The organism is uncultured Thiothrix sp., from assembly GCF_937876535.1.
Lineage (GTDB): Bacteria > Pseudomonadota > Gammaproteobacteria > Thiotrichales > Thiotrichaceae > Thiolinea.
The window spans coordinates 258,952-279,892 of record NZ_CALFHZ010000021.1 but is presented as its reverse complement, the minus strand read 5'-3'; the positions used below and the strand labels follow the sequence as shown (position 1 = coordinate 279,892).

20 protein-coding genes are annotated in these 20,941 nt (G+C 44.3%); 9 read left to right on the top strand and 11 right to left on the bottom strand.

All coding sequences use genetic code 11. From position 1 onward, the window contains the following. Window positions 1–8 precede the first annotated feature (8 nt). The 7 genes from Q0230_RS15780 to Q0230_RS15750 all read left to right on the top strand — a co-directional run bounded on the left by Q0230_RS15780 (window position 9) and on the right by Q0230_RS15750 (window position 8,711). Window positions 9–1,796 carry an acyl-CoA dehydrogenase gene (locus tag Q0230_RS15780; RefSeq protein WP_298611202.1) on the top strand — a complete coding sequence of 596 codons (1,788 nt, stop codon included), beginning with the start codon at window positions 9–11 and terminating at the stop codon, window positions 1,794–1,796. 178 nt (window positions 1,797–1,974) lie between these two features. Then, complete coding sequence (locus tag Q0230_RS15775) at window positions 1,975–2,544, top strand: GspH/FimT family pseudopilin (protein WP_367274143.1); 570 nt, start codon at window positions 1,975–1,977, stop codon at window positions 2,542–2,544. Beyond that, entirely contained in the window at window positions 2,541–2,981 is a 441-nt protein-coding gene (locus tag Q0230_RS15770) for a hypothetical protein (RefSeq protein WP_298611198.1), read from the top strand. The genes Q0230_RS15775 and Q0230_RS15770 overlap by 4 nt, the downstream gene beginning before the upstream one ends. Then, window positions 2,978–3,982 (top strand): PilW family protein, encoded by a 1,005-nt coding sequence (locus Q0230_RS15765; protein ID WP_298611196.1) that lies wholly within the window; start codon window positions 2,978–2,980, stop codon window positions 3,980–3,982. The genes Q0230_RS15770 and Q0230_RS15765 overlap by 4 nt, the downstream gene beginning before the upstream one ends. 3 nt (window positions 3,983–3,985) lie before the next feature. Beyond that, a complete protein-coding gene (locus Q0230_RS15760) occupies window positions 3,986–4,537 on the top strand; it encodes a PilX N-terminal domain-containing pilus assembly protein (RefSeq protein ID WP_298611194.1) in 552 nt (183 codons plus the stop codon). Further along, window positions 4,422–8,255 (top strand): PilC/PilY family type IV pilus protein, encoded by a 3,834-nt coding sequence (locus tag Q0230_RS15755; RefSeq protein WP_298612107.1) that lies wholly within the window; start codon window positions 4,422–4,424, stop codon window positions 8,253–8,255. Before Q0230_RS15760 ends, Q0230_RS15755 begins: the two co-directional genes overlap by 116 nt. Before the next feature lie 12 nt (window positions 8,256–8,267). Further along, a complete protein-coding gene (locus Q0230_RS15750; protein WP_298611192.1) occupies window positions 8,268–8,711 on the top strand; it encodes a type IV pilin protein in 444 nt (147 codons plus the stop codon). Window positions 8,712–8,761: 50 nt separating this feature from the next. Here the strand turns inward: Q0230_RS15750 and Q0230_RS15745 are convergent, their stop codons facing one another. The 8 genes from Q0230_RS15745 to boxA all read right to left on the bottom strand — a co-directional run bounded on the left by Q0230_RS15745 (window position 8,762) and on the right by boxA (window position 17,526). Then, window positions 8,762–10,153 carry a TRAP transporter large permease gene (locus tag Q0230_RS15745; protein WP_298611190.1) on the bottom strand — a complete coding sequence of 464 codons (1,392 nt, stop codon included), beginning with the start codon at window positions 10,151–10,153 and terminating at the stop codon, window positions 8,762–8,764. Next, window positions 10,146–10,655: a TRAP transporter small permease gene (locus Q0230_RS15740; RefSeq protein ID WP_298611188.1), complete on the bottom strand. Its 510-nt coding sequence runs from the start codon at window positions 10,653–10,655 to the stop codon at window positions 10,146–10,148. The genes Q0230_RS15745 and Q0230_RS15740 overlap by 8 nt, the downstream gene beginning before the upstream one ends. Window positions 10,656–10,729: 74 nt before the next feature. After that, window positions 10,730–11,758, bottom strand: a complete 1,029-nt coding sequence (locus Q0230_RS15735) for a TRAP transporter substrate-binding protein (protein ID WP_298611186.1) — start codon at window positions 11,756–11,758, stop codon at window positions 10,730–10,732. A gap of 285 nt (window positions 11,759–12,043) precedes the next feature. Continuing rightward, window positions 12,044–13,246: a 3-oxoadipyl-CoA thiolase gene (gene pcaF / locus Q0230_RS15730; protein ID WP_298611185.1), complete on the bottom strand. Its 1,203-nt coding sequence runs from the start codon at window positions 13,244–13,246 to the stop codon at window positions 12,044–12,046. An 11-nt stretch (window positions 13,247–13,257) separates the two neighbouring features. After that, the gene (locus tag Q0230_RS15725) at window positions 13,258–13,692 is read right to left on the bottom strand and encodes a MaoC family dehydratase (protein ID WP_298611183.1); all 435 of its coding nucleotides are present in this window, start codon (window positions 13,690–13,692) and stop codon (window positions 13,258–13,260) included. Beyond that, window positions 13,689–15,194 carry a 3-hydroxyacyl-CoA dehydrogenase gene (locus Q0230_RS15720; protein ID WP_298611181.1) on the bottom strand — a complete coding sequence of 502 codons (1,506 nt, stop codon included), beginning with the start codon at window positions 15,192–15,194 and terminating at the stop codon, window positions 13,689–13,691. The genes Q0230_RS15725 and Q0230_RS15720 overlap by 4 nt, the downstream gene beginning before the upstream one ends. Then, the gene (locus tag Q0230_RS15715) at window positions 15,191–15,985 is read right to left on the bottom strand and encodes an enoyl-CoA hydratase-related protein (protein ID WP_298611179.1); all 795 of its coding nucleotides are present in this window, start codon (window positions 15,983–15,985) and stop codon (window positions 15,191–15,193) included. Before Q0230_RS15715 ends, Q0230_RS15720 begins: the two co-directional genes overlap by 4 nt. Before the next feature lie 254 nt (window positions 15,986–16,239). Continuing rightward, the gene (boxA, locus tag Q0230_RS15710) at window positions 16,240–17,526 is read right to left on the bottom strand and encodes a benzoyl-CoA 2,3-epoxidase subunit BoxA (RefSeq protein ID WP_298611177.1); all 1,287 of its coding nucleotides are present in this window, start codon (window positions 17,524–17,526) and stop codon (window positions 16,240–16,242) included. A gap of 150 nt (window positions 17,527–17,676) precedes the next feature. Between boxA and Q0230_RS15705 the strand changes: the two genes are divergently transcribed. After that, window positions 17,677–18,315 (top strand): hypothetical protein, encoded by a 639-nt coding sequence (locus tag Q0230_RS15705; RefSeq protein WP_298611175.1) that lies wholly within the window; start codon window positions 17,677–17,679, stop codon window positions 18,313–18,315. Here the strand turns inward: Q0230_RS15705 and Q0230_RS15700 are convergent. The 3 genes from Q0230_RS15700 to Q0230_RS15690 are packed head-to-tail and all read right to left on the bottom strand — an operon-like array spanning window position 18,312 to window position 19,782. Further along, entirely contained in the window at window positions 18,312–18,413 is a 102-nt protein-coding gene (locus Q0230_RS15700) for a lipocalin family protein (protein WP_298611173.1), read from the bottom strand. The genes Q0230_RS15705 and Q0230_RS15700 overlap by 4 nt on opposite strands. A 14-nt stretch (window positions 18,414–18,427) precedes the next feature. Next, window positions 18,428–19,522, bottom strand: a complete 1,095-nt coding sequence (locus Q0230_RS15695; protein WP_298611171.1) for a hypothetical protein — start codon at window positions 19,520–19,522, stop codon at window positions 18,428–18,430. Then, entirely contained in the window at window positions 19,522–19,782 is a 261-nt protein-coding gene (locus tag Q0230_RS15690) for a helix-turn-helix transcriptional regulator (protein WP_298611169.1), read from the bottom strand. Before Q0230_RS15690 ends, Q0230_RS15695 begins: the two co-directional genes overlap by 1 nt. A gap of 52 nt (window positions 19,783–19,834) precedes the next feature. Between Q0230_RS15690 and Q0230_RS15685 the strand changes: the two genes are divergently transcribed. Next, complete coding sequence (locus Q0230_RS15685; protein WP_298611167.1) at window positions 19,835–20,932, top strand: DNA cytosine methyltransferase; 1,098 nt, start codon at window positions 19,835–19,837, stop codon at window positions 20,930–20,932. Window positions 20,933–20,941: the final 9 nt, after the last annotated feature.

The window sequence follows — 20,941 nt, the reverse complement described above, 5'->3', positions numbered from 1 at the left end:
AGGAAACGATGTACGATTACCAAGCCCCCTTGCGGGACATGCAATTTATTCTGAGCACGATAGCAGGTTTAGATGAAGTTGCAAGCTTACCCAATTGCGAAGAAGCTTCCGCTGATCTAGTCAGTGCAGTGCTAGAAGAAGCCGGTAAATTCGCAGCCGGTGTGTTAGCCCCGTTAAATCAAGTCGGTGATTTGCAAGGCTGCCGCTTGGAGGATGGAGTCGTGCATACTCCAGAAGGTTGGCAACAGGCTTATGACCAATTCCGTGATGCAGGTTGGGTTGGCTTAGCCTTGCCCCAAGAATATGGTGGTCAAGGCTTACCTAAGTTGGTTTCTACACCGGTTTGGGAAATGTGGTTCTCAACTAATATGGCCTTTGCCATGTTGCCACAATTGAATGTAGGCCAAGCCGAAGCTTTGCAAATTGCCGCTAGTGAAGAACAAAAGCAGATTTGGTTACATAAAGTAGTGAGTGGTGAATGGGGCAGCACTATGAATCTCACTGAACCACAAGCAGGTTCGGATTTAGCTGCCACTCGAACTAAAGCAGTACCGCAAGCCGATGGCACGTACAAACTATTTGGGCAGAAGATTTTCATCTCTTATGGCGAACATGAGCTGACACCTAATATTGTGCATTTAGTGCTAGCCCGTTTGCCGGATGCACCTGCTGGTGTAAAAGGCTTGTCCCTATTTATCGTTCCAAAGTACTTATTAGATGCAGAAGGCAATCCTAGTACACGCAATGATGTACGTTGTATTTCGATTGAACATAAAATGGGTATTCACGGTAGCCCCACTTGCACTTTAAGTTATGGTGATGAAGGTGGCGCGATGGGTTATCTAGTTGGTGAAGCAAATCGCGGCTTGGAAACCATGTTCATTATGATGAATGAAGCACGCTTTGGTGTGGGCGTACAAGGGGTGGGCTTAGCCGAGCGTGCTTATCAATATGCGCTGAATTACGCACGTACTCGCGTACAAGGCCGCAATGCAATTACGGGTGAAACGGGTCAGCCAATTATTTGCCACCCTGATGTGCAACGCGCCATTTTATCCATGCGTGCTCGTGTGATGGCAATGCGCTCATTGCTCTATACAGCAGCCAGTTGGTTTGATTTAGCCCATCACCACCCTGAGCAAAGTATCGCTGATAAATATCGTCGCTATGTGGATTTGCTGATGCCAGTAGCTAAAGGCTGGTGCACCGAAGTCGGTAATGAAGTGTGTGATGATGCGATTCAAATCTTCGGTGGGATGGGCTTTGTGGAAGAAACGGGTATTGCTCAATATTTCCGTGATGCTCGCATTATTACCATTTACGAAGGTACTACCGGTATTCAAGCCAATGATTTAATTGGACGCAAAATCCTGCGAGAAAAAGGGGCAACCTTGTATGAGCTGATTGCAGAGATGCAGCACACTCAACAAGCTCTGACACAGTCAAATGAATTAAATAATTTAGCTGGAAATTTCCAAGAAATTTTAGTTTCCTTGCAAAAGGCAAGTGATTGGATGCTAGCGCAGGATAAACACCACCAAGTGCAGGTTTTAGCCGCCGCTACGCCCTTTTTATACCTGTTAGGAACAGTCTGTGGTGCTTGGCAATTAGCTCGCTTAGCCCTAGCTGCTGAAGCCCAAAAGACAGCTCTATCTATTGATACAGTTTATTCCCAAAACTTAATTGAGCTGACTCAGTTTTATTTTCATACTTTTGGAGTGCAAGCTGTCGCTTATGCTGCAACTGTGAATAATGCCGGAAATAGTTTGGCACGCTTTGATTTTGGCCATGCCTAATCCTTAAATTTCCTATATAAATCAATCATACGAGCCAATTAGCTTGGCTCTTAATGTTCATTAAGCCTCTGCTCAGCTTAAACATGTTTATTTAATCTGCAACCGTTAGGGAATAGGATGCTTGATTTAGCAGACAAGCGTCTATAAAATTAATTTATATAAAAAAATAACCATTATCATGTGGCACAAACCCGGACGTAAAACTGTGAAGATCTGTATCTCTGCTCGCGGATTTTCAATGATCGAACTCATGATCGTTGTCGCTATTTCAAGCATTTTAATGAGTGTTGCCGCACCTAGCATGCTTAGTGCTTATCAACAATACACAGTCACAAGCCAAGCGAATGAATTAGTTAATGCTTTGACCTATGCACGCTCTGAGGCCATCCGACGTAATACTTCGGTACGTTTCTGTCGCGTTGCCAGTGACAGTGCGACTAGTTGTGAAACGACCTCAGCCAGTTGGAAATATTGGGCCATTCTTGCGAATACTGAAGTGATCGGCCGAGGCTTCATAAAAACTCAAGCCGGTTTAGAGCAAACCTCGAATATCCAAAGCATCACTATTAGCGCTAATGGTTTAGCTTATAACAATCAACAATTATTAACCTCTTCCTATATCCAACTTAAAGCAGGCAAACAAACCCGGTGTATTAGTTTAGAAGCAGGAAGCCGCACACGAGTCACCAAACCCGAAGAAGCTAATGACACTAATGGTGAAGGCGAAGGTGGGAGTTGTTCATCATGAAATCTCGCCTACAACGGCAAAAAGGTGCTGGTTTAATCGAAATCCTTATTTCAGTTGTAGTCTTAGCAGTTGGCTTAACAGGCGTAGCTGCCATGCAAGTACGTTCAGTTCGGAATAATGCTGCAGCACTTCAACACAGCATTGCGGTTATTCAAGCCCAAAGTATGGCGGATTTATTAGCTATTTCACGCGCTCAAGCCTTAGCAGGAGATTTTAATATTACTCTAACTGCTACTAATCCTACTGGGCAAACTTTTATACCTAAATCCATTACTGAATGGCGAACAAGTATTAGCTCTTTATTAGGAGCAGGCGCTACTGGCTCGGTGAATTGTGTGAATGCTAGCAGTACCTGCACGATTTTAGTTCAATGGGATAACAGTCGTGCCACTGAAGGCTCAGCAGCACAACAACTTCAATTAGGAATCCGCCTATGAGACAGCGTGGTTTTAACTTAATTGAATTAATGATCGCTATGGTGATTGGCTTATTCATTATGGGTGGGGTGATCAGCCTCTTCATCTCCAATCGTCAAACTTTTCAAAGTAACCAAGGTATTTTCCAAATTCAAGAAAGCATGCGGATGGCTTTCGAAATTCTCTCACGCGATTTACGCCATACTGGTTTTACCCCGTGTGGCAATGGAACGCGTGTAGCTAATGTATTAAATCCGACCCCCGCTAATGGCAATCTACTCAATTGGGTTGGAGGGTTAAGAGGCGCGGATGGTAATACCGCAATTGCACCTGTTGTTATTGGCACAGGTATAGGTCAGCGGGTCGCTGGTACCAGTGCTGTATTGGTACAAGGTGTGGAAGGTAGCGACCGCACTGTTCAAATGCATACCACTACCGGCACACCTAGTTTCACCTTATTTCCCGATGCGAGTACAAATTTTTCGGCGGGAGATATTTTAATGGTCTGTGACACTCAACAGGCTACTATCTTCCAAGCCTCACAAGTCACTGCTAATGAAATCAAATACGTCATTAATGGTGGATTTACTCCAGGTAACTGTCAGTTAGGGCTGGGCATCGGTGGCGGATGTACGGCTACTCCGGCTTTTTTAGCCTATAACCCGAATGCAAATATTACTCGCTTCATGAGTGCCATTTGGTATGTCGGTAATAATGGCCGCCCAGAAGATGGAGGACGCTCACTTTTTCGAGCCAGAATTGATAACACGGGGCAAGTAGTTAGAGAAGAAATTGTCGCGGGTGTGAGCAATTTACAGATTAACTATCATCGTACCACACTGAACTCGTGGGATACCGCCACTGCTATTGATACTGCCAATGCCTGGGCTAATGTTAATGCTCTTCGTTTACAACTAAGTTTAGTCTCAGCTGAAAGCAATATATCGACCGATTCCAGTATTAATAATGGTCGCCTACAACGCAACTTTACACAAATTATAGCGCTTAGGAATAGGTTATAAGCCATGAAAGCAAAACAACAACGTGGTGCCACTTTGTTAGTTTCCATTGTATTTCTACTCATTATGACAGTACTCGCCTTAGGTAGTATTCGCGGCGTCAATCTGCAAGAACAAATGGCAGCAAACTTATATGATCGTGATTTAGCCTTCCAATCGGCAGAAGCTGCTATTCAAGCTGCACAAGCTGAGGTTTTAACTAATCCAAATCCGGTTGGTGCACAAGATTGTTCACCAACGTCTATTCAAGCCTGTAAAACTGTACCTGATGGTACATTTACTAGTAGCAATTTGGGTTGGAGGAATATGCCAACTACGTTTGATGTGAATGCTAATCAACGTCTTGGTACACCTCAATACAATATTCAAATGTTAGGTGAAGGCACCAATGGTTTAGCCTTTGGTCAAATGAATAGCGCTAATAATACCCAATATGGAGTTAATCCTGGGGTTTTTAATCAGCAGTTTTATCGCATTACTGCACGTAGTAGTAACCCTACTACCGCTCAAGAAAGGGCTGTGGTGGTATTACAAGCAACAATTAGGAGGGACATGTAATAAAATGAATACCTCGAGCTATAATAAAAAGTATAATTTAATTACTCGACTTAAACCCTTACCTATATTAGCGATTAGTTTTATTTTAACTAACTATGCACAGGCAAGTGTTAACTTGTCGCAATTCCCCTTAATCACCTCTGGCGGTGCTGCAGATAATTTGGTATTAGTGCCTTCCGTGGAATGGCCAACCATTAATAGTGTCGCTAACTTAGGTAACTTTAATATAACAACAACGTATGGCGGCTATTTTGACTCCAAAAAGTGTTATAAATACCAATACTCGTCTACCGAAACCGAAAGATACTTCTACCCCACTTCCTTTACCTCAACCATGACTTGCACTAACTCTAATCAGGAATGGAGCGGTAACTATTTAAACTGGGCTGCAACACAAACGATTGACTCATTTCGCTCGGCTTTAACAGGGGGTTATCGAGTTAAGGATACAGTAACAGAAACTTGGTTAGAAAAGGCTAGAGCAGATGCTAATGGTGGTGCAGCAGATAAAAGAATCCCTACCTCCAGTGATGACAATAACCTCATAAAACAACTTACCCCATTTAATGCTGGCAAAGACTCTTCCAACAATAATATTTCAATTAAAAACATTGTTGCTAGCATCAATACAAAAGGTAATAAAATACACCTCACTTTAAATGGTGGGGGTGGCACACTCACTGCTTATAACCCAGGTGACACAACTATTTTCACTAATAGAACTTATGAATTGAGTGTTCGCGTTAAAGTATGTGTCAATAACCTTTTAGAACCTAACTGCCAACAATACGGGTCTAACTATAAGCCAGAGGGGGTTATTCAGGAATATGCAAGTCGGCTGCGTTATAGCGCATTTGGCTATTTGAATGATAGTGTCATTTCTAGAGATGGTGCTGCTTTAAGAGCAAAACAAAAATCAGTAGGTCCCTATTTAGCAAATCTAACCAATGATGAAACCAAAGTAAATAATCCAGAAAAAGAATGGGACCCTCAGACTGGCATTTTATTTACCAATCCTAGTCCTAATGATGCCAATGCTACTAATACTACCTTTGGATTATCTGGAAACACTGCAATTGTTAATAGTGGAGTTATTAACTATATCAATAAATTTGGTCAGATGACTACGCAAAACCATAAAACCTATGATCCTGTTAGTGAGATGTTTTATGCAGCTTTACGTTATTTGCGTAATAAAGGCAATGTACCTCAATACACAAATATGTCTGGTGACGCTACTACTAAATACAATTATGCAGATGGATTTCCTGTTATAACTACCTGGGAGGATCCTTATCAAGCCTCTTGTCAAGCTAGTGCCTTTTTAGGGATAGGTGATGTAAACAGCCATAGAGATAAAAACCTACCGGGTAATAATACTTATATGACTGAAGAACCTACAAAACCTACCCTAGTTTCTAATGATGATATTAATGTGATTACCCTTACTAATAAGATTGGTGCTCTAGAAGGTATTGGTAATATAGGTTCTACTAACTCTTATACTGGCAGAAATAACTCAGCTTATATTGCTGGAATGGCTTGGTATGCGAACACCAATGACCTTCGTCCTGATTGGGCAGGAAAACAAACGGCAGCAACTTTTTGGGTGGACGTATTAGAGAACCAACAACTCTATGGCATGAGAAACAATCAATATGCATTAGCAGCAAAATATGGTGGTTTTCGTGCCCCAGAAGATTTTGATCCAACTACCCAAACTACCGCACTACCTGAAGGCTGGTGGCATACCAATATTGATAATCTGAATCCTGCCAATTACAATAATACTAATGATGCTGCTTTTTTACGCCCAGATAATTATTTCATGGCTGGCAGATCAGATTTAATTGTTGATAGTATTAGACAAGTTTTTGCACGTATTGTTGCGCGAGTTAATGGGTCGGGCGCAGGTCTTTCTTCTAACTCAACTAAAATGGTCACGGGTAGTAAAGTTTTCCAATCAGTCTTTTTTAATAAAAGCTGGCATGGTGATCTAAAGGCTTACACTGTTGATGCGCAAACTGGACAATTAAACCCTAATCCCGATTGGCAAGCCAATAAGCAACTCGCACTTTCCCCTAGCATATCCTTATCAACATGGGCTACACGTAAAATCTACTTGGGGTCTGCTCTTTTTACCTGGAATAATTTAACAGCCGCACAGAAGACTAGTTTAGTCTCTGAATATCTAGTGAATTATTTAAGAGGTGACCCAAGTAAAGAACAACGTAATGGGGGTATGTTTAGAGATCGTTTTACTACCTCCTTGGGTGATATAGTGCACTCACAACCAGTTTTAGTAGGACGCCCTAGTAACTCTTTATATAATGGTAAAAGCTTTTCTGGTGCAATCACTTATGCTTCGTTTGCTAATAGTTTAAGTACCCGAGCTCCCGTTCTTTACGTTGGTGCAAATGACGGTATGCTCCACAGTTTTGATGCAGCTACTGGAACTGAACTTTATGCTTATATTCCAAAAACACTGCTACCTGATCTGAAAAAACTCGCCGATCCAAGTTATCAACATCAATATTTCGTCGATGGTGAGTTAACCGTAGCTGATGCCTATGTTAATGGTGCATGGAAAACTATCTTAGTAGGTACTCTAGGTGCAGGTGGTAAAGCTGTTTTTGCCTTAGATGTAACTAATCCAGCTAATGTACAATTCTTATGGGAAAAGAGTGCTGCAGATGTTCCAGCACTAGGCAATAACCTGAGTAAACCCCTAATAACTCAAGTAGCTGATGGCGATTGGAAAGTTATTCTTGGGAATGGACCAAATAGTAGTGGCGATAAAGCACAGCTCATCATGTTTGATTTAGCCAGTGGAAATTCGACTGTCATTGATACTAATGAAGGTAATAACAATGGCCTCTCTGGGATTACTGCCTGGAGTACCTATGCTAATGGCATTAGCGATTTACTCTATGCAGGTGATCTACGCGGTAATATTTGGAAATTTAAAACTGACGGTAGTACTCCAGTTAAATTATTCACAGCTCAATATCATTCAGTCCCTGATACTGCAGGTAGCACAATACAACCTATTAGCTCTACGTTACTGGCAGGCCTAGATCCAGATAAAAATGAATTCTGGTTATTCTTTGGTACAGGTCAATACCTTTCTCAGAATGATCTCACCGATAAAAGCCCACAAAGTTGGTATGGCCTAAAAGTATTAAATGACAATCCAATCAACTATGCAAACTTAGTAAAACGTAAAGTATTAGTAGAAACCAATAGCGGAACTACAGCTGTACGGGTTAATGATATCGCTGGTCAGAATGATCTCAATACCAAATCAGGCTGGTACTTTAACTTACCGCAAAATGGTGAGCGCATGGTAATACCCAATATTTTCCAAGGTGATGCTTTAATCGGGACTGTGCGCATTCCAGACGCGACTGATATTTGTAAACCAACAGGGCGAGGCTTTGTTATTGCCATCAATCCGTTTACGGGTGGTCGATTGGATCGAATTTTCTTTGACGTAAATGATGACCAAAAATTTGATAGCAACGATAATGTGACTTACCAAGGTGAATCAACGGCAGTGTCTGGAGTTGGTTTTGACAGTAGTCCAAACAGCCCGTTATTCATTGGCAATGTTATGCAAGTTGTACAAGACGATGGGAAAATTGTCTCCATTCTGACCCAAGGTGCGCCTGCACATACAGCACGTACTTCTTGGCACGAAATTATTAATACACCTTAGACTAGCGAGCTTATGAAAACAATAATAAAAACTGTAAAACAACGTGGCTTTACTTTGATTGAGCTGATGGTAGTTGTCGCTATTATAGGTATTCTCGCTGCGATTGCTTATCCCTCATATATGGACTCGGTGATGAAATCACGCCGAGGTGCTGCCAAGGCTTGTTTGTCGGAATATGCGCATTTTATGGAGCGGTTTTACACCACAAATTTGGCCTATGACAAAAATACCGCGGGTGTAAATCTCGTGGTTCCTACTTTAGCCTGTACGACTGAAGGACGGATCAATCAGTACTACTCCTTTGCTATTGGTAATTTAACGCGTAGTACGTTTACCGCGACTGCAACACCCTTAGGTTCACAATTAACAGCTGATACTAAATGTGGCACTTTAAGCTTGACTCATGATGGTCAGCGCAAAGTAAGTGTGACTGGTAATGCAGCTACTTGCTGGTAACTAACAAAACTGTAAAAAAAGGGGCTAAATTTAGCCCCTGAATATTTCCGTTAACCAGCCAGCAAATGTGGCAAGAATAGAGATAGCATTGGAATCAGCATCAAAATTCCAATGCGGACAAACTCGGCCGCTAAGAAAGGCATAACCCCTTTAAAAGTCTCAGCCATCGGTGTGCCATCAGACAATGATGCAATAATGAACACATTCAAACCAACTGGTGGCGTAATTAGCCCCAGCTCAACGACAATTAAGGCCATAATACCAAACCAAATCTTCAGATTATCCGTATCTAAGCCATAAGCAGCATCAGCTGCAGTGACATGATCCCCACCATTTAAAGCAATGAGCGTCGGCCAAAAGAAAGGCAGAACTACCAAAATCATTGCTAACGACTCCATGAAGCAGCCTAGGATGATTAACAGCACCAGCATGGCAATGAGAATAAGCCAAGGATCTAAACTGCTGGTAGCCGCCCACTCAGCCATTGCCGAAGGCAAACCTGCGCGTGTGAAGAAGCCTTTTAAAACCTCAGCACCAAATAAGATCATATAGATCATCGCTGAAGTCACAGCAGTATCACGGAAAGCTTGCAGCATGCCAGCGATGGTTAAGCCTTTGCCAGTACGCCAGCGCATAAACAAGCCATACATAAAGATCACAAACACACCCACACTAGCGGCTGGAGTGGGGGTAAACAGGCCAAAGCCTAAGCCCAGAATAATACTGCCAAAGATCACCAAAACAGGAATCAAACGCCGATACGCTTCGCGCTTTTCTTCCGGTGGCATAGGCCTTGGTTCAGGGGCAAGAGCTGGATTAATGCGTACTTGCAACGCAATCACAATGATGAAACCCAAGACTGCTAAGAGACCTGGAATTAAAGCCGCTTGGAACATCTGTAAAATCGAGGCTTCCACAATAATCGCATAGATCACTAAAGCGACTGAGGGTGGAATTAAAATACCTAAAGTTCCACCGGCTGCTAACGCACCTGTGGCTAAGCGTGGCGAATAACCCAACTTTTTCAATTCAGGTAAAGCCACGCGCCCCATCGTAGATGCAGTCGCTAAAGACGAACCACACACAGCACCAAAGCCACCACAAGCACCAATGGCAGCCATTGCAACTCCACCACGACGCTTACTCATCAAGGCTTCTAAGCCACGGAATAAATCTCGACTGAGATTCGATTGACTTGCCAGATACCCCATCAAGACAAATAGCGGTACTACCGACAAATCATAATTTGCCATGGTCGACCAAAGCAGTGATTTAAACTGCTTGAGATAAGGCTCAAAGCGCACATGTTTAACGGCAAGGCTTAAGGCAAAAGTGCCACCAATGCCAACTAGTACCATGGAGATACCAACTGGCATACGTAACATCAACAAGAAGAACAGCACCACTAGACCAAGGATACCAATCATTTCTGGACTAAACATGACTAGCCTCCACGGGTACTTCATCAAATATCTGCATGAAGGCTATCGCTGCCCACAACATGAGAGACAAAATACCGGGGATATAAAATGGCCACTCCACCCAGTTTAAAACCCCCACGACGACATGATCGGCTTGTTTCTCAAACATACCGACCACCATCCAACCCATGAGAAATAAGGTCATGATTAGCACTAACACTGACCAACACTTTTCTGTGATGCGCTGTAACCAAGCAGGAGCCTTATTCATAAAAATATCCACTGCCACATGTCCGTGTTTAACTTGTGCCAGTGGAAAAAACATTAAAGCAGCAGCACTCATGGCTAAGCGTACAAAGTCTTCGTAACCCGATAGACCAGCAACTTGCCCACCAAACAGACTTGCGATGCGATTGAGAGTAAAGGCACTGACATTGGCGGTGGTGACAAACACAATCGTCATAATGATTAGCCCGCCCCCTAAGGCGAAATAATCAGCTAAGCGATATAAGAAATTGCGCATGGATAGAATCTCCTGCGGAACTTGAAATTATTAAGAAGGGCTACTGGATGGTAGCCCTTGAAGACTAGGAAAGATTATTTAGAAGCTTCAGCAATCGCAGCACGGGCTTTTTCAACTAAAGCAGCTCCATCAAAACCTTTAGTTTTGGATTCTTCAATCCAACGTGCCACTACCTTCTCATTTGAAGCTTTGAATTTAGCCACTTCATCAGCTGATAAAACAATACGCTCAACTTTCGCAGACGCTAACGCTTCATCGCCAGTTTTCTCAAACTCTTCCCACATTTTGCCAATATCAGCGGCTACCTTCATACCTGAGTTATCGTCAATGACTTTCTTCAGATCATCAGGCAAATTGTTGTAGCTATCTTTATTCATAGTGAACATGAAAATGGCTGTACCAAAACGATCACCGTCAGGTAATTCAGTTACATATTTATCTAGCTCTTGGAGCTTAAGAGCAGGCACAATTTCTAAAGTCGTTAAAGCACCATCAATTGCACCTTTCGACATGGCTTCTGGTAATTCGGGTACGGGTAAACCGACTGGCTCAGCGCCCATCCCTTCAATCACCCATGACCCAGTCCGCGATGGAGTACGCAATTTCATCCCTTTAGCATCTTCAAAGGTACGCACTGGTTTCGTCGCGGAATGAATCACATTGCCATCATTCGCATGCAAGAATAGGACTTTGACATCTTTAAAGTCATCCGCCAGCATATCCATGGTGGCATTCAAAGCGATGGTGGTAGCCGCTGCTGAACCTTTGTGCACCAAAGGCAACTCATAAACCTCAGCGCGAGGGAATACACCGGGTGTATACCCTAATAAAGTCCAAACAATGTCTGCTGTACCATCACGCACTTGACCATACAGCTCAGAAGGCTTGCCACCCATGGCCATCGCTGGGAATAGCTCAAATTTAATTTTACCATTGCTTTCTTTAGAAACCTTATCCGTCCAAGCCTGAATCATTTTAGTGTGAGCATTTGACTTAGGTGATAAGAAATGGTGGACGGTTAAAGTGACATCTTCTGCGAAAGCAGCAGTCGTGGACAAACAAGTGATTAATAAAGCGCTTCCTAACCAGCGTAATGGTTTCATACTACTCTCCTCCAATTAATGCATTATACTGCATATAATCATAATACTGATCATCTAACTTGCTGTCAACGCTTACGACAGGACTGACGAGTACTTAATAATGGAATTTGCAAGCTAGAAAAAAGTTAAAGACCTACCCCAACCAAAACCAGTATCAAATAGGCTATCACTGAAGTCTAGGTATTAAGAGCGCATCTTGTTGTACTTTTTGATGATTTGCTTAAGTAGAGGAAAGCTGAAAACGGGATAAAAGCTAGCTTATCCCGTGCTGTTAAGTTGGACTAATTAAACACGCTCAACGATTAAAGCAATACCTTGGCCTACACCAATACACATAGTGCAAAGTGCATAGCGACCATTGGTCCGCTCTAGTTGATTAATCGCTGTGGTTATCAAACGTGCTCCACTTGCACCTAAGGGATGACCCAGAGCAATCGCTCCTCCATTCGGATTCACGCGCGCATCATCATCGGCTAAACCTAAATCACGCAAGACCGCCAAACCTTGCGCAGCAAACGCTTCGTTTAATTCGATCACGCCCATATCCGCCAAGCTCAAGCCAGTTAAGGCCAAGACTTTACGGGTGGCAGGTGCAGGGCCAAACCCCATAATTCGAGGCGCTAAACCTGCAGTTGCCATCCCAACCACACGTGCACGCGGCGTTAAGCCATAACGCTTAGCAGTAGCCTCATTCGCTAGTAATAAAGCGCAAGCACCATCGTTCACCCCAGAAGCATTCCCTGCCGTGACTGAACCATCTGCACGCACGACACCTTTCAGCTTGGCTAAAGCTTCTAAGGAAGTTTCGCGGGGATGTTCGTCTTTGCTAACGACGATAGGCTCACCTTTTTTCTGCGGAATAATCACTGGCGTTATTTCTTTATCGAAATAACCGTTTTGTTGCGCTTTTAAAGCATTGGTTTGCGAACGTAAAGCCATTAAATCTTGCGCGGCACGTTCAATCTTGAAATCAACCGCTACATTTTCAGCCGTTTCTGGCATTGAATCAACACCGTATTGCGCCTTCATTAGAGGGTTAATGAAGCGCCAGCCAATGGTAGTGTCATAAACTGCATTTGCACGGCTAAAGGCAGACTCTGCCTTAGGCATGACGAAGGGCGCACGGCTCATGCTTTCCACCCCGCCCGCAATCATGAGTTGAGTCTCGCCACTTTTAATCGCCCGTGCTGCAATGCCTACTGCATCCATACCAGAACCACATAAACGATTTACAGTAGTACCTGGTACATCTTGCGGTAAGCCTGCTAATAGTGCAGCCATGCGCGCCACATTGCGATTATCCTCACCCGCCTGATTCGCACAGCCATAGATCACATCATCCACAGCGGCCCAATCGACTTGTGGATTACGCTCGATTAAAGCGCGAATCGGCACCGCACCTAAATCATCAGTACGCACCCCTGATAAAGCACCACCATAGCGCCCAAAGGGTGTACGAATCGCATCACAAATAAAGGCTTGAGTCATAGAAGTCACCATTAAGAAAGATCAAACAAACTGGTGGCTTCGAGATCAAGCACCTCGGCACCATCCTGATTAAATAACTGCCAGCGCCAATGCAGAATCCCCATCGTCGGGCGGCTGCTCGAACGTCGCACATCAACGACGGTAGCTTGCAAAGACAATTCATCATTCGGACGCACTGGATTCGGCCATTTCACATATTTCAAACCGGGCGAGGCAAACGACTCTGAACCTGCTAAAGCCACTGGCACCAAGAGCTTCATAGCAATCCCGCAGGTATGCCAACCACTAGCGATCAACGTACCAAAGCGCCCGTGCTGAGAAGCTTCAACATCGGTGTGAAACCACTGCGGATCATAAGCCTTGGCAAATTGCAGAATTTCCTCTTCAGAAACCTTATACAAACCCGCTTCAATCACTTGGCCATTGTAGAATTCAGCAAATTTCATACTACCTCCTGCCATGCTTTCAGGCGTAACCACGGGCTAACGCGATAACGCTCGCCACGATAGAACGCTTCTAGATGATCTAGAATTTGCACAATCTTGCCTGCATCCCAGTTTGCCAACCACTCAAACGGCCCTGCTGGATAATTCACGCCCAATTTCATCGCGGCATCCGCACCCGCTTCTGAACAGACACCTTGTTGTACCGCATCGGCAGCTTCATTGATCAACATCGATAAAGTGCGCGCCACGATTAAAGCAGGTGAATCCGCCATTGGCTGTGGATTAAAGCCCAAGACTCTTAACCAAGCTGCCGCATAATCGGCTGCTTCAGCGGAGGCACGATTTGACACTGCAAAGGCTAGCGCTTGGCCTGGCTCTTTAGAAATGGGCAAATCAAATACGGCAACTTCTTTACCAAGCTGTGAAGCAGGTCGTCCATCAGTTAAGCGTAACTGCGCATCATCAATACTCAACCCTGTCCAAGCCGACTCAGACTCATGCGTGAAACTCACCTTGGCAGCAGTCAAAGCCTCCGCTAAGCGCTTAGCTACTACACATTTGCCATGAACTTGAACCTTATCCGCAGCAGGCACATCAGCTGGGGCGAAGCTTGTAATTTCAGGTTTTACAGTACCTTCGCGATAATCATAAAAGCCCTGCCCCGACTTACGCCCAAACAAACCACCATCCACTAAATCACGTTGCACTGCGGAGGGCACATAGCGCTTATCAAAGAAATTAGCTTCGTAGACTGAACGCGTCACAGAATAATTAGTATCTAAACCAATCAAATCCATTAACTCACAAGGCCCCATACGGAAACCCACTGCTCGCAAGCACGCATCCAAAACATGGGGCTGCACCGCTTGCTCATGCAAGAGCGCTAAGTTTTCTGCGTAATACGGGCGGGCAATTCGATTGACGATGAAGCCTGGGGTGGAACGTGCATGGACAGGCACTTTGCCCCAAGCTTTAGATAGCTCAAAAATTGCCTCAGCAACTTCGGGTTTGGTTTGTAAACCTGAAACCACCTCTACCAACTTCATTAAAGGCACAGGATTGAAGAAATGCATCCCAACTAAACGCTCGGGGTATTGCAGGCCATTGGCGATGGCTGTTACAGAAATCGACGAAGTATTAGTGGCTAAAATCGCGTCTTTTCCTAATAGCCCTTCGAGCTGTTTAAATAAACCGCGCTTTACCTCTAGGTTTTCAATGATCGCCTCGACCACTAAGCCCGCACTACTGGCTTTATCAAGCTCTGATAAAGGCTGAATCCGCCCAAGCGCTTGTTCAGCTGTAGAGGCATCGAGTTTGCCTTTACTGACTAAGCCCTCAAGCGTTTTTGCCAGCTTCGCCTTGGCATCGACCGATGCATTTTCTTTGGTGTCAAACAGGAATACGGTATGCCCTGCTTGCGCTGCGATTTGGGCAATACCTGCACCCATGATGCCAGCACCGACGACTAGGACGGCAGTATCTTTGCTAATTGAAATACTCATGCTGGAATCCACTTGGCCGGACGCTTTTCAAGGAAAGCAGCAAAACCTTCGCGAGCCTCCTCAGAGCCACGAATACGGCTAATCGTGCGTGCGGTTAAGTCACGCACATCCTCAGTAATTGGGCCAACAGACAATTGAGCAAACAACTCTTTGATCTCGCGTTGGGCTTGAGGGCCGCCAGCAAGAAGCTCCGTAACGGTTGCATCAACTGCTGCATCCAACTCTTCTAAACTAGTGACTTGATGGACTAAACCAATGCGTAAAGCTTCATCGGCTTTAATCCGTGTGGTGGTTAAGGCTAAGCGGCGCGCATGACGTTTACCGACTGCATTCGTCACATAAGGGCCAATCACTGAAGGAATAATCCCGAACTTAGCTTCACTCACTGAGAAGCTAGCATTATCAGAGGCAATCGCAATATCACAGGCACACAGTAAACCGACACCACCACCTAAAGCCGCGCCATTGACACGGGCAACAGTCGGTTTGGGACAGGTTTCGATTTTGCTAAACATACCGGCAAAGCGGCGGGCATCCGCCAGATTCCACTCTAACGTGGCGGTACTTGCACGTTGCATCCATTGTAGGTCAGCACCTGCACTGAAATGCTTACCCTCACCTGCTAACACAATCACCCGCACTGCGGGGTCAGCGACCAGTTGGTTGAAAGCCTCGTCCAGCTCACCTACCATCGTTTCATCAAAAGCATTGAATACATTAGGACGTGCCATAGTCACTTGTGCGACACCTGCTGCACGCGTACTAATTTTTATCGTACTGAAATTGTTCATTTTTCCTCCTTCTCCGCAAGACTGCCTGCCAAGCTTTATTGAGAGAGCATGTTAAAGTGATACAATTTTCTAGTCAAAGTATATTTATTAGTATCACTTCAAAATTGAATCCATTACCTAGTTCAGCACTGAGTCCAGTTTGCGCGAATTTTTTTGGAGTCGCCGTGAATACATCTTTGTAGTTTCCACAGCGGCATCCATGCCGCCGAGGCTCTATAAAAACTCACACAAACATACCCTCAATACTATTGATATTAATAAGTTTCTAGGTGTAACCGGCCAGTTTGCTTTAGGTTCACTCCCAAGCTTTCCCATTCCAAATTGCCTTGTTTAGCAATATCCCTTAGAGCCAATACAACGCCCTCTTCCATACTTTTTAAGCCGCACACATAAAAATGGGTATCGTTACTTTTAAGTAGCTCTACCAAGTCGGCAGCACGCTCGCGCATTAAATCTTGTACATAGCGTTTGGGCTGCCCAGGGGTACGCGAGAAGGCAAAATTAATGTCGATAAAGTCTTTGGGTAAGCCTTGCAGCGGGCCAAAGTAGGGAAGCTCTTCTTTAGTACGTGCTCCGAAGAATAGCATGAGTTTGCCGCCTTCAAACTTGCCACTCGCCCGTAAACGTCGCCGCCACTCTGTCATCGCGCGCATCGGTGCACTACCCGTACCGGTACAGATCATGACAATATTGGAACGTGGATGATTCGGCATCAGGAAGCTGGTACCAAAGGGGCCAATCACTTGCACCTTATCACCCACTTTCAGATCGCACATATAGTTAGAGGCTACCCCCCGCACGGGACGGCCTTGGTGGTCTTCTAACACACGCTTAATCGTTAAAGACACATTGTTATAACCGGGGCGTTCGCCATTCCGCGGGCTAGCAATCGAGTATTGACGAGCATAATGTGGCTTGCCATTTTCGTCCACACCAGGTGGAATAATCCCAATGGACTGACCTTCCAATATAGGGAAAGGCATCGAACCAAAGTCGAGCATAATATGATGAGTGTCGTATTCGCGCCCAACTTCAGTGACACGTACATTCCCTACTACAGTGGCAGTCACAAACTTTTCAGCGGCTTTTGCCCCATATAAATTGGTATAAGCATGCGCGGCTGACCAAGGTGGTAAAGTCGCGTTGTATTGCGCACTATTAAAAGGTGCTTCACCATCGGAGGTCGCCACCTTGGTGCTAGGTGCCGCCGCTAAGACTTCGACATTCGCTGCATCAGCAGCTACTCCAGCCTCTGCTAATTGCTCAGCACTTAATTCAGCTGGTAAATTATCCCAGCTGAATTGATCTTCTAAGCTGTAAGCACGGCTAGCTGGAACTGAACGCCAATTATCAATAGAGCCAGTGGGGCAAGGTGGCACACAGGCCATACAGAAATTACATTTGCTTGCGTCCACCACATAGTTGCGGGAGTCATGGGTGATTGCCGCGACAGGGCAAGTAGCCTCGCAAGTATTACAACGTATGCAAATCTCAGGATCAATTAAATGCTGATTTAGCAGCGCAGATGAGACTGTATCCACAATGGCTCCTCCGACGTGTGGCTTATGATTGGATTTATGCATTATTATGCATGTTAGTCTTTGCGAATTCAAGCAATTTAATGCATATTAACACTAAAATTAAGCGCTTGATCTACACTTACACACAGCTCAACTAGATTAGGTTTAACTATGATATCTAAACATCAGCCACTAGCCAGTGGATACATAGAAATTGAAATTGACCTAGGAAAACCCACAAGGCTTCGCGTATTGGGCACAAAAGAACGCGCCTTTAAGGAGCGTGTGTGGAAAGTTATTGGCAACACCGATTACCTTATTCTAAGTAAAGTTAAGATTAGCCTAGAGTGGTTTATAAATGAGATTCAATGGCAGCCTATCGATTTTCATATAAGTATGGATACTTTCACCAATCTGCTACTAGAGATGCTCTGTGGCCCTGAAGGCCTGTTCGTTAGTAAATCTCAAATCGAGACCTTATCTTACTCATGGTTAGAATGCCAAGAGCACGACTTTCACTTTAACTGTGAAAAAGAGTATCTAAAACTTACCATCCAATTTGATCCCGAACATTTTCTCCTAAAAGAAGGTTTAGTGTTTGTTCATTTAGAAAACAACTTATGCTGCGCAATCAATAATTATAAGAGCCGTACTATCGAGCTTCTTAAAATTCGTAAAAGCATGATGGAATTGATGCACTCAACCTCTATCAAATTGCCACTTACCTTGGATGAAAAAGTATTTCACAGAAATAAGCTAGTAGGTTTCGAGATAGTAGAGTTTGACGATCTACCCTCCTCTGATAGTTAGTAACCTGATAACTCCAAATACCCTTGTCCTACTACCTGAGCAGTCTCCAGATCAATCACCTGCACGGCTCCCTCCCAGTACAGCACACTGGTTTCCATTAACTGATCCTCGACTATAGCCTCAACTCGCTTTGAAAAACCTTATTCCAGCCCTGTTTCGTCTTGGTGGAAATATTGATGTCTGTCACAAATGCCTGAAGCTCCCCCAAGAAATCCACCAGGTTTGCAGGCGCTAGTAAGGATGAAAACACAACAATAAACTCCCTTATGTCAATAAAATCAAAGGTTTTTCCTTTGTACTGTTGTGTATTTCCGTCTAGAGCGAGTTCTGCGGTGTCTTCAGGAATGCGGCAGATGAAGGTGACTGGTTTGCTCAAGCTGCCAAGTCCCCGAAGTGCATCAATGCAGTCATCAAGCCTTTTCAGATTGATCTTTTTGACGGTGATTTCATACAGATTCAGGATTTCCCCGCTTTGACTTGTCCAAATATAAGCGGGTTTCTTTGATGTGGTATTCGTGCCGAAGGCGCTTTCATCCCCGCCATGAACAGTAATGGTGGAATCTGCATACAACGATGCCAATAGTTTGGCAATCACAAACTGTGGCACGTTTCCAGCTTCCGGGTATGCAACACAAAATATTGCGAGTTTTCCTGCTATTTGCCGCGTACTTTCCCCGTCCATGCCGGTTTTAACAACCACTTGCTGGTTGAGCTGTTGTGTGTAGCAGAGCAGTCTGAAAAAGAAATAATCAACTAAAGTGGCTCGTTGTTTCCCTTTGCTCTCCATTACCATCCGCAAAAAATGGACAGCGGCTAAAGCTGCAGCTTCAGGACGTTTGCCTTTTGCCCACGCTTCATTCAGTTGGCTGATGTTCTTTGCCACATTGAGTGGGTCTGACTTGCCGCAAGGAATACCTTTTTCAGTCAAAGCATACCAAATGCCTTCCTCAAAAATGGCTCGTGGATTACATCCGTAAAAATCGTTGAGTGGGTCATATTCTGGATTAATGTGTATGCCCACTAAAGCGGTCAAAACAACCCCACGAAAGCCCTTGGCATGGATTTCTATCAAATTTGTCAGCAGGTTACGAACTTCTGGCGTTCCAATGAGCAAATCATGGAAGTCAGATTCCTGTAATGTCTCAGCCCGCAGTAGTTTAGCGTTGACGTAGTATTTGGCATCTTCGTTGCGTTCCGATACGTTCATTAAATTTCCATACCTAGTAAAACGGTTATTTTTTCAGAAAAATGTTTATTTTCACTGATTCGGAAGGCCTCCAGAATACGCACAAATTCCAAGACATCCAACCGTCGTTCAAGTTGTTCGATTTTAGATATGTCTGACTGATTCATGCCTACTTTGTCGGCAAGTTCAGCTTGAGAAATATTCAAACGCTTGCGCTCGCTGGTGAGGGCTTCAATCAGCGAGTGGTACCGTAGGTCATGGATGGACTTGTCTTTCTTCATAGGGCGGATGATGCTATGATTAACAAATTATTCGTAAATAGAATATTTCAATATGAAAGCTGTTTCCTTGTTTTCGGGTGCTGGTGGCATGGATGTCGGTTTCAAACGAGCAGGTTTCGATGTCATCGCTGCCAATGAAATAGATACTTATGCCTGCCAGACATTCAGGGCGAATCACGCAGGGACAACGCTTTACGAGGGGAATATTACTTCCAACTTACAGGCATTAGGCGGTCTTAAAAATATTGATGTTGTGTTCGGTGGCCCGCCTTGTCAAGGCTTTTCGGTGGCAGGAAAAATGGATGCCTATGACCCTAGAAGCCAATTAATCTTCAGTTTTGCCGATGTGGTTGATCTCATCCAACCGCGTGCTTTTGTGATGGAAAACGTCAAGGCATTAGGCAGTTTGGAAAAGTTCGCCGAAGTCAGAAGGAAGCTCATGGCACGTTTCTCCAATGCGGGTTACGCGGTGACAGTGACTACCTTGAACGCAAAAGATTTGGGTATTCCACAATCACGCGAACGTGTATTTTTCATTGGTTTTAAACAGGGTTTTAATCCAATTAATGCCGCTTCTTTCAGAAAATATCAGGCAACACCTCCAACGTTGCGCGAAGTTTTATCCCCATTAGGAAAAGCAGGAACGTTGACTAACAATAAGGTCTGCAAAGCGAAAATTACTTTGGCATTAAAGCCTGTGTTAAGGCAGTCACCTTATGCGGGTATGTTATTTAATGGTCAGGGTCGGCCGCTTAACCCTGATGGCTGGGCAAGTACCCTACCGGCGAGTATGGGAGGCAATAGAACGCCGATTATTGATGAAGCTCATTTATTCGATGCTGCTAAACCGTGGGTTGAAGACTATCACCGCCATTTGATGAAAGGGGGTAAACCATACGGAACGAATGAGGCTCCAATTTCACTACGACGGTTAACCATTGATGAAGCTGCATTGTTGCAAGGTTTTCCAGCGGATTACCGATTTTGTGGCTCGCAAAGTAAGGTTTTTTCGCAAATTGGTAATGCAGTGCCTTGTCGGTTAGCTCAAGTGGTAGCTGAGGTTGTTTACAGCGTCTTAAATCGCAGTCAGAGTTATCAAGAAAGTGAATATTTAATCGGACAAAACATAGAGTTTAAGTTTGCGGTTTAACTAGAAAAC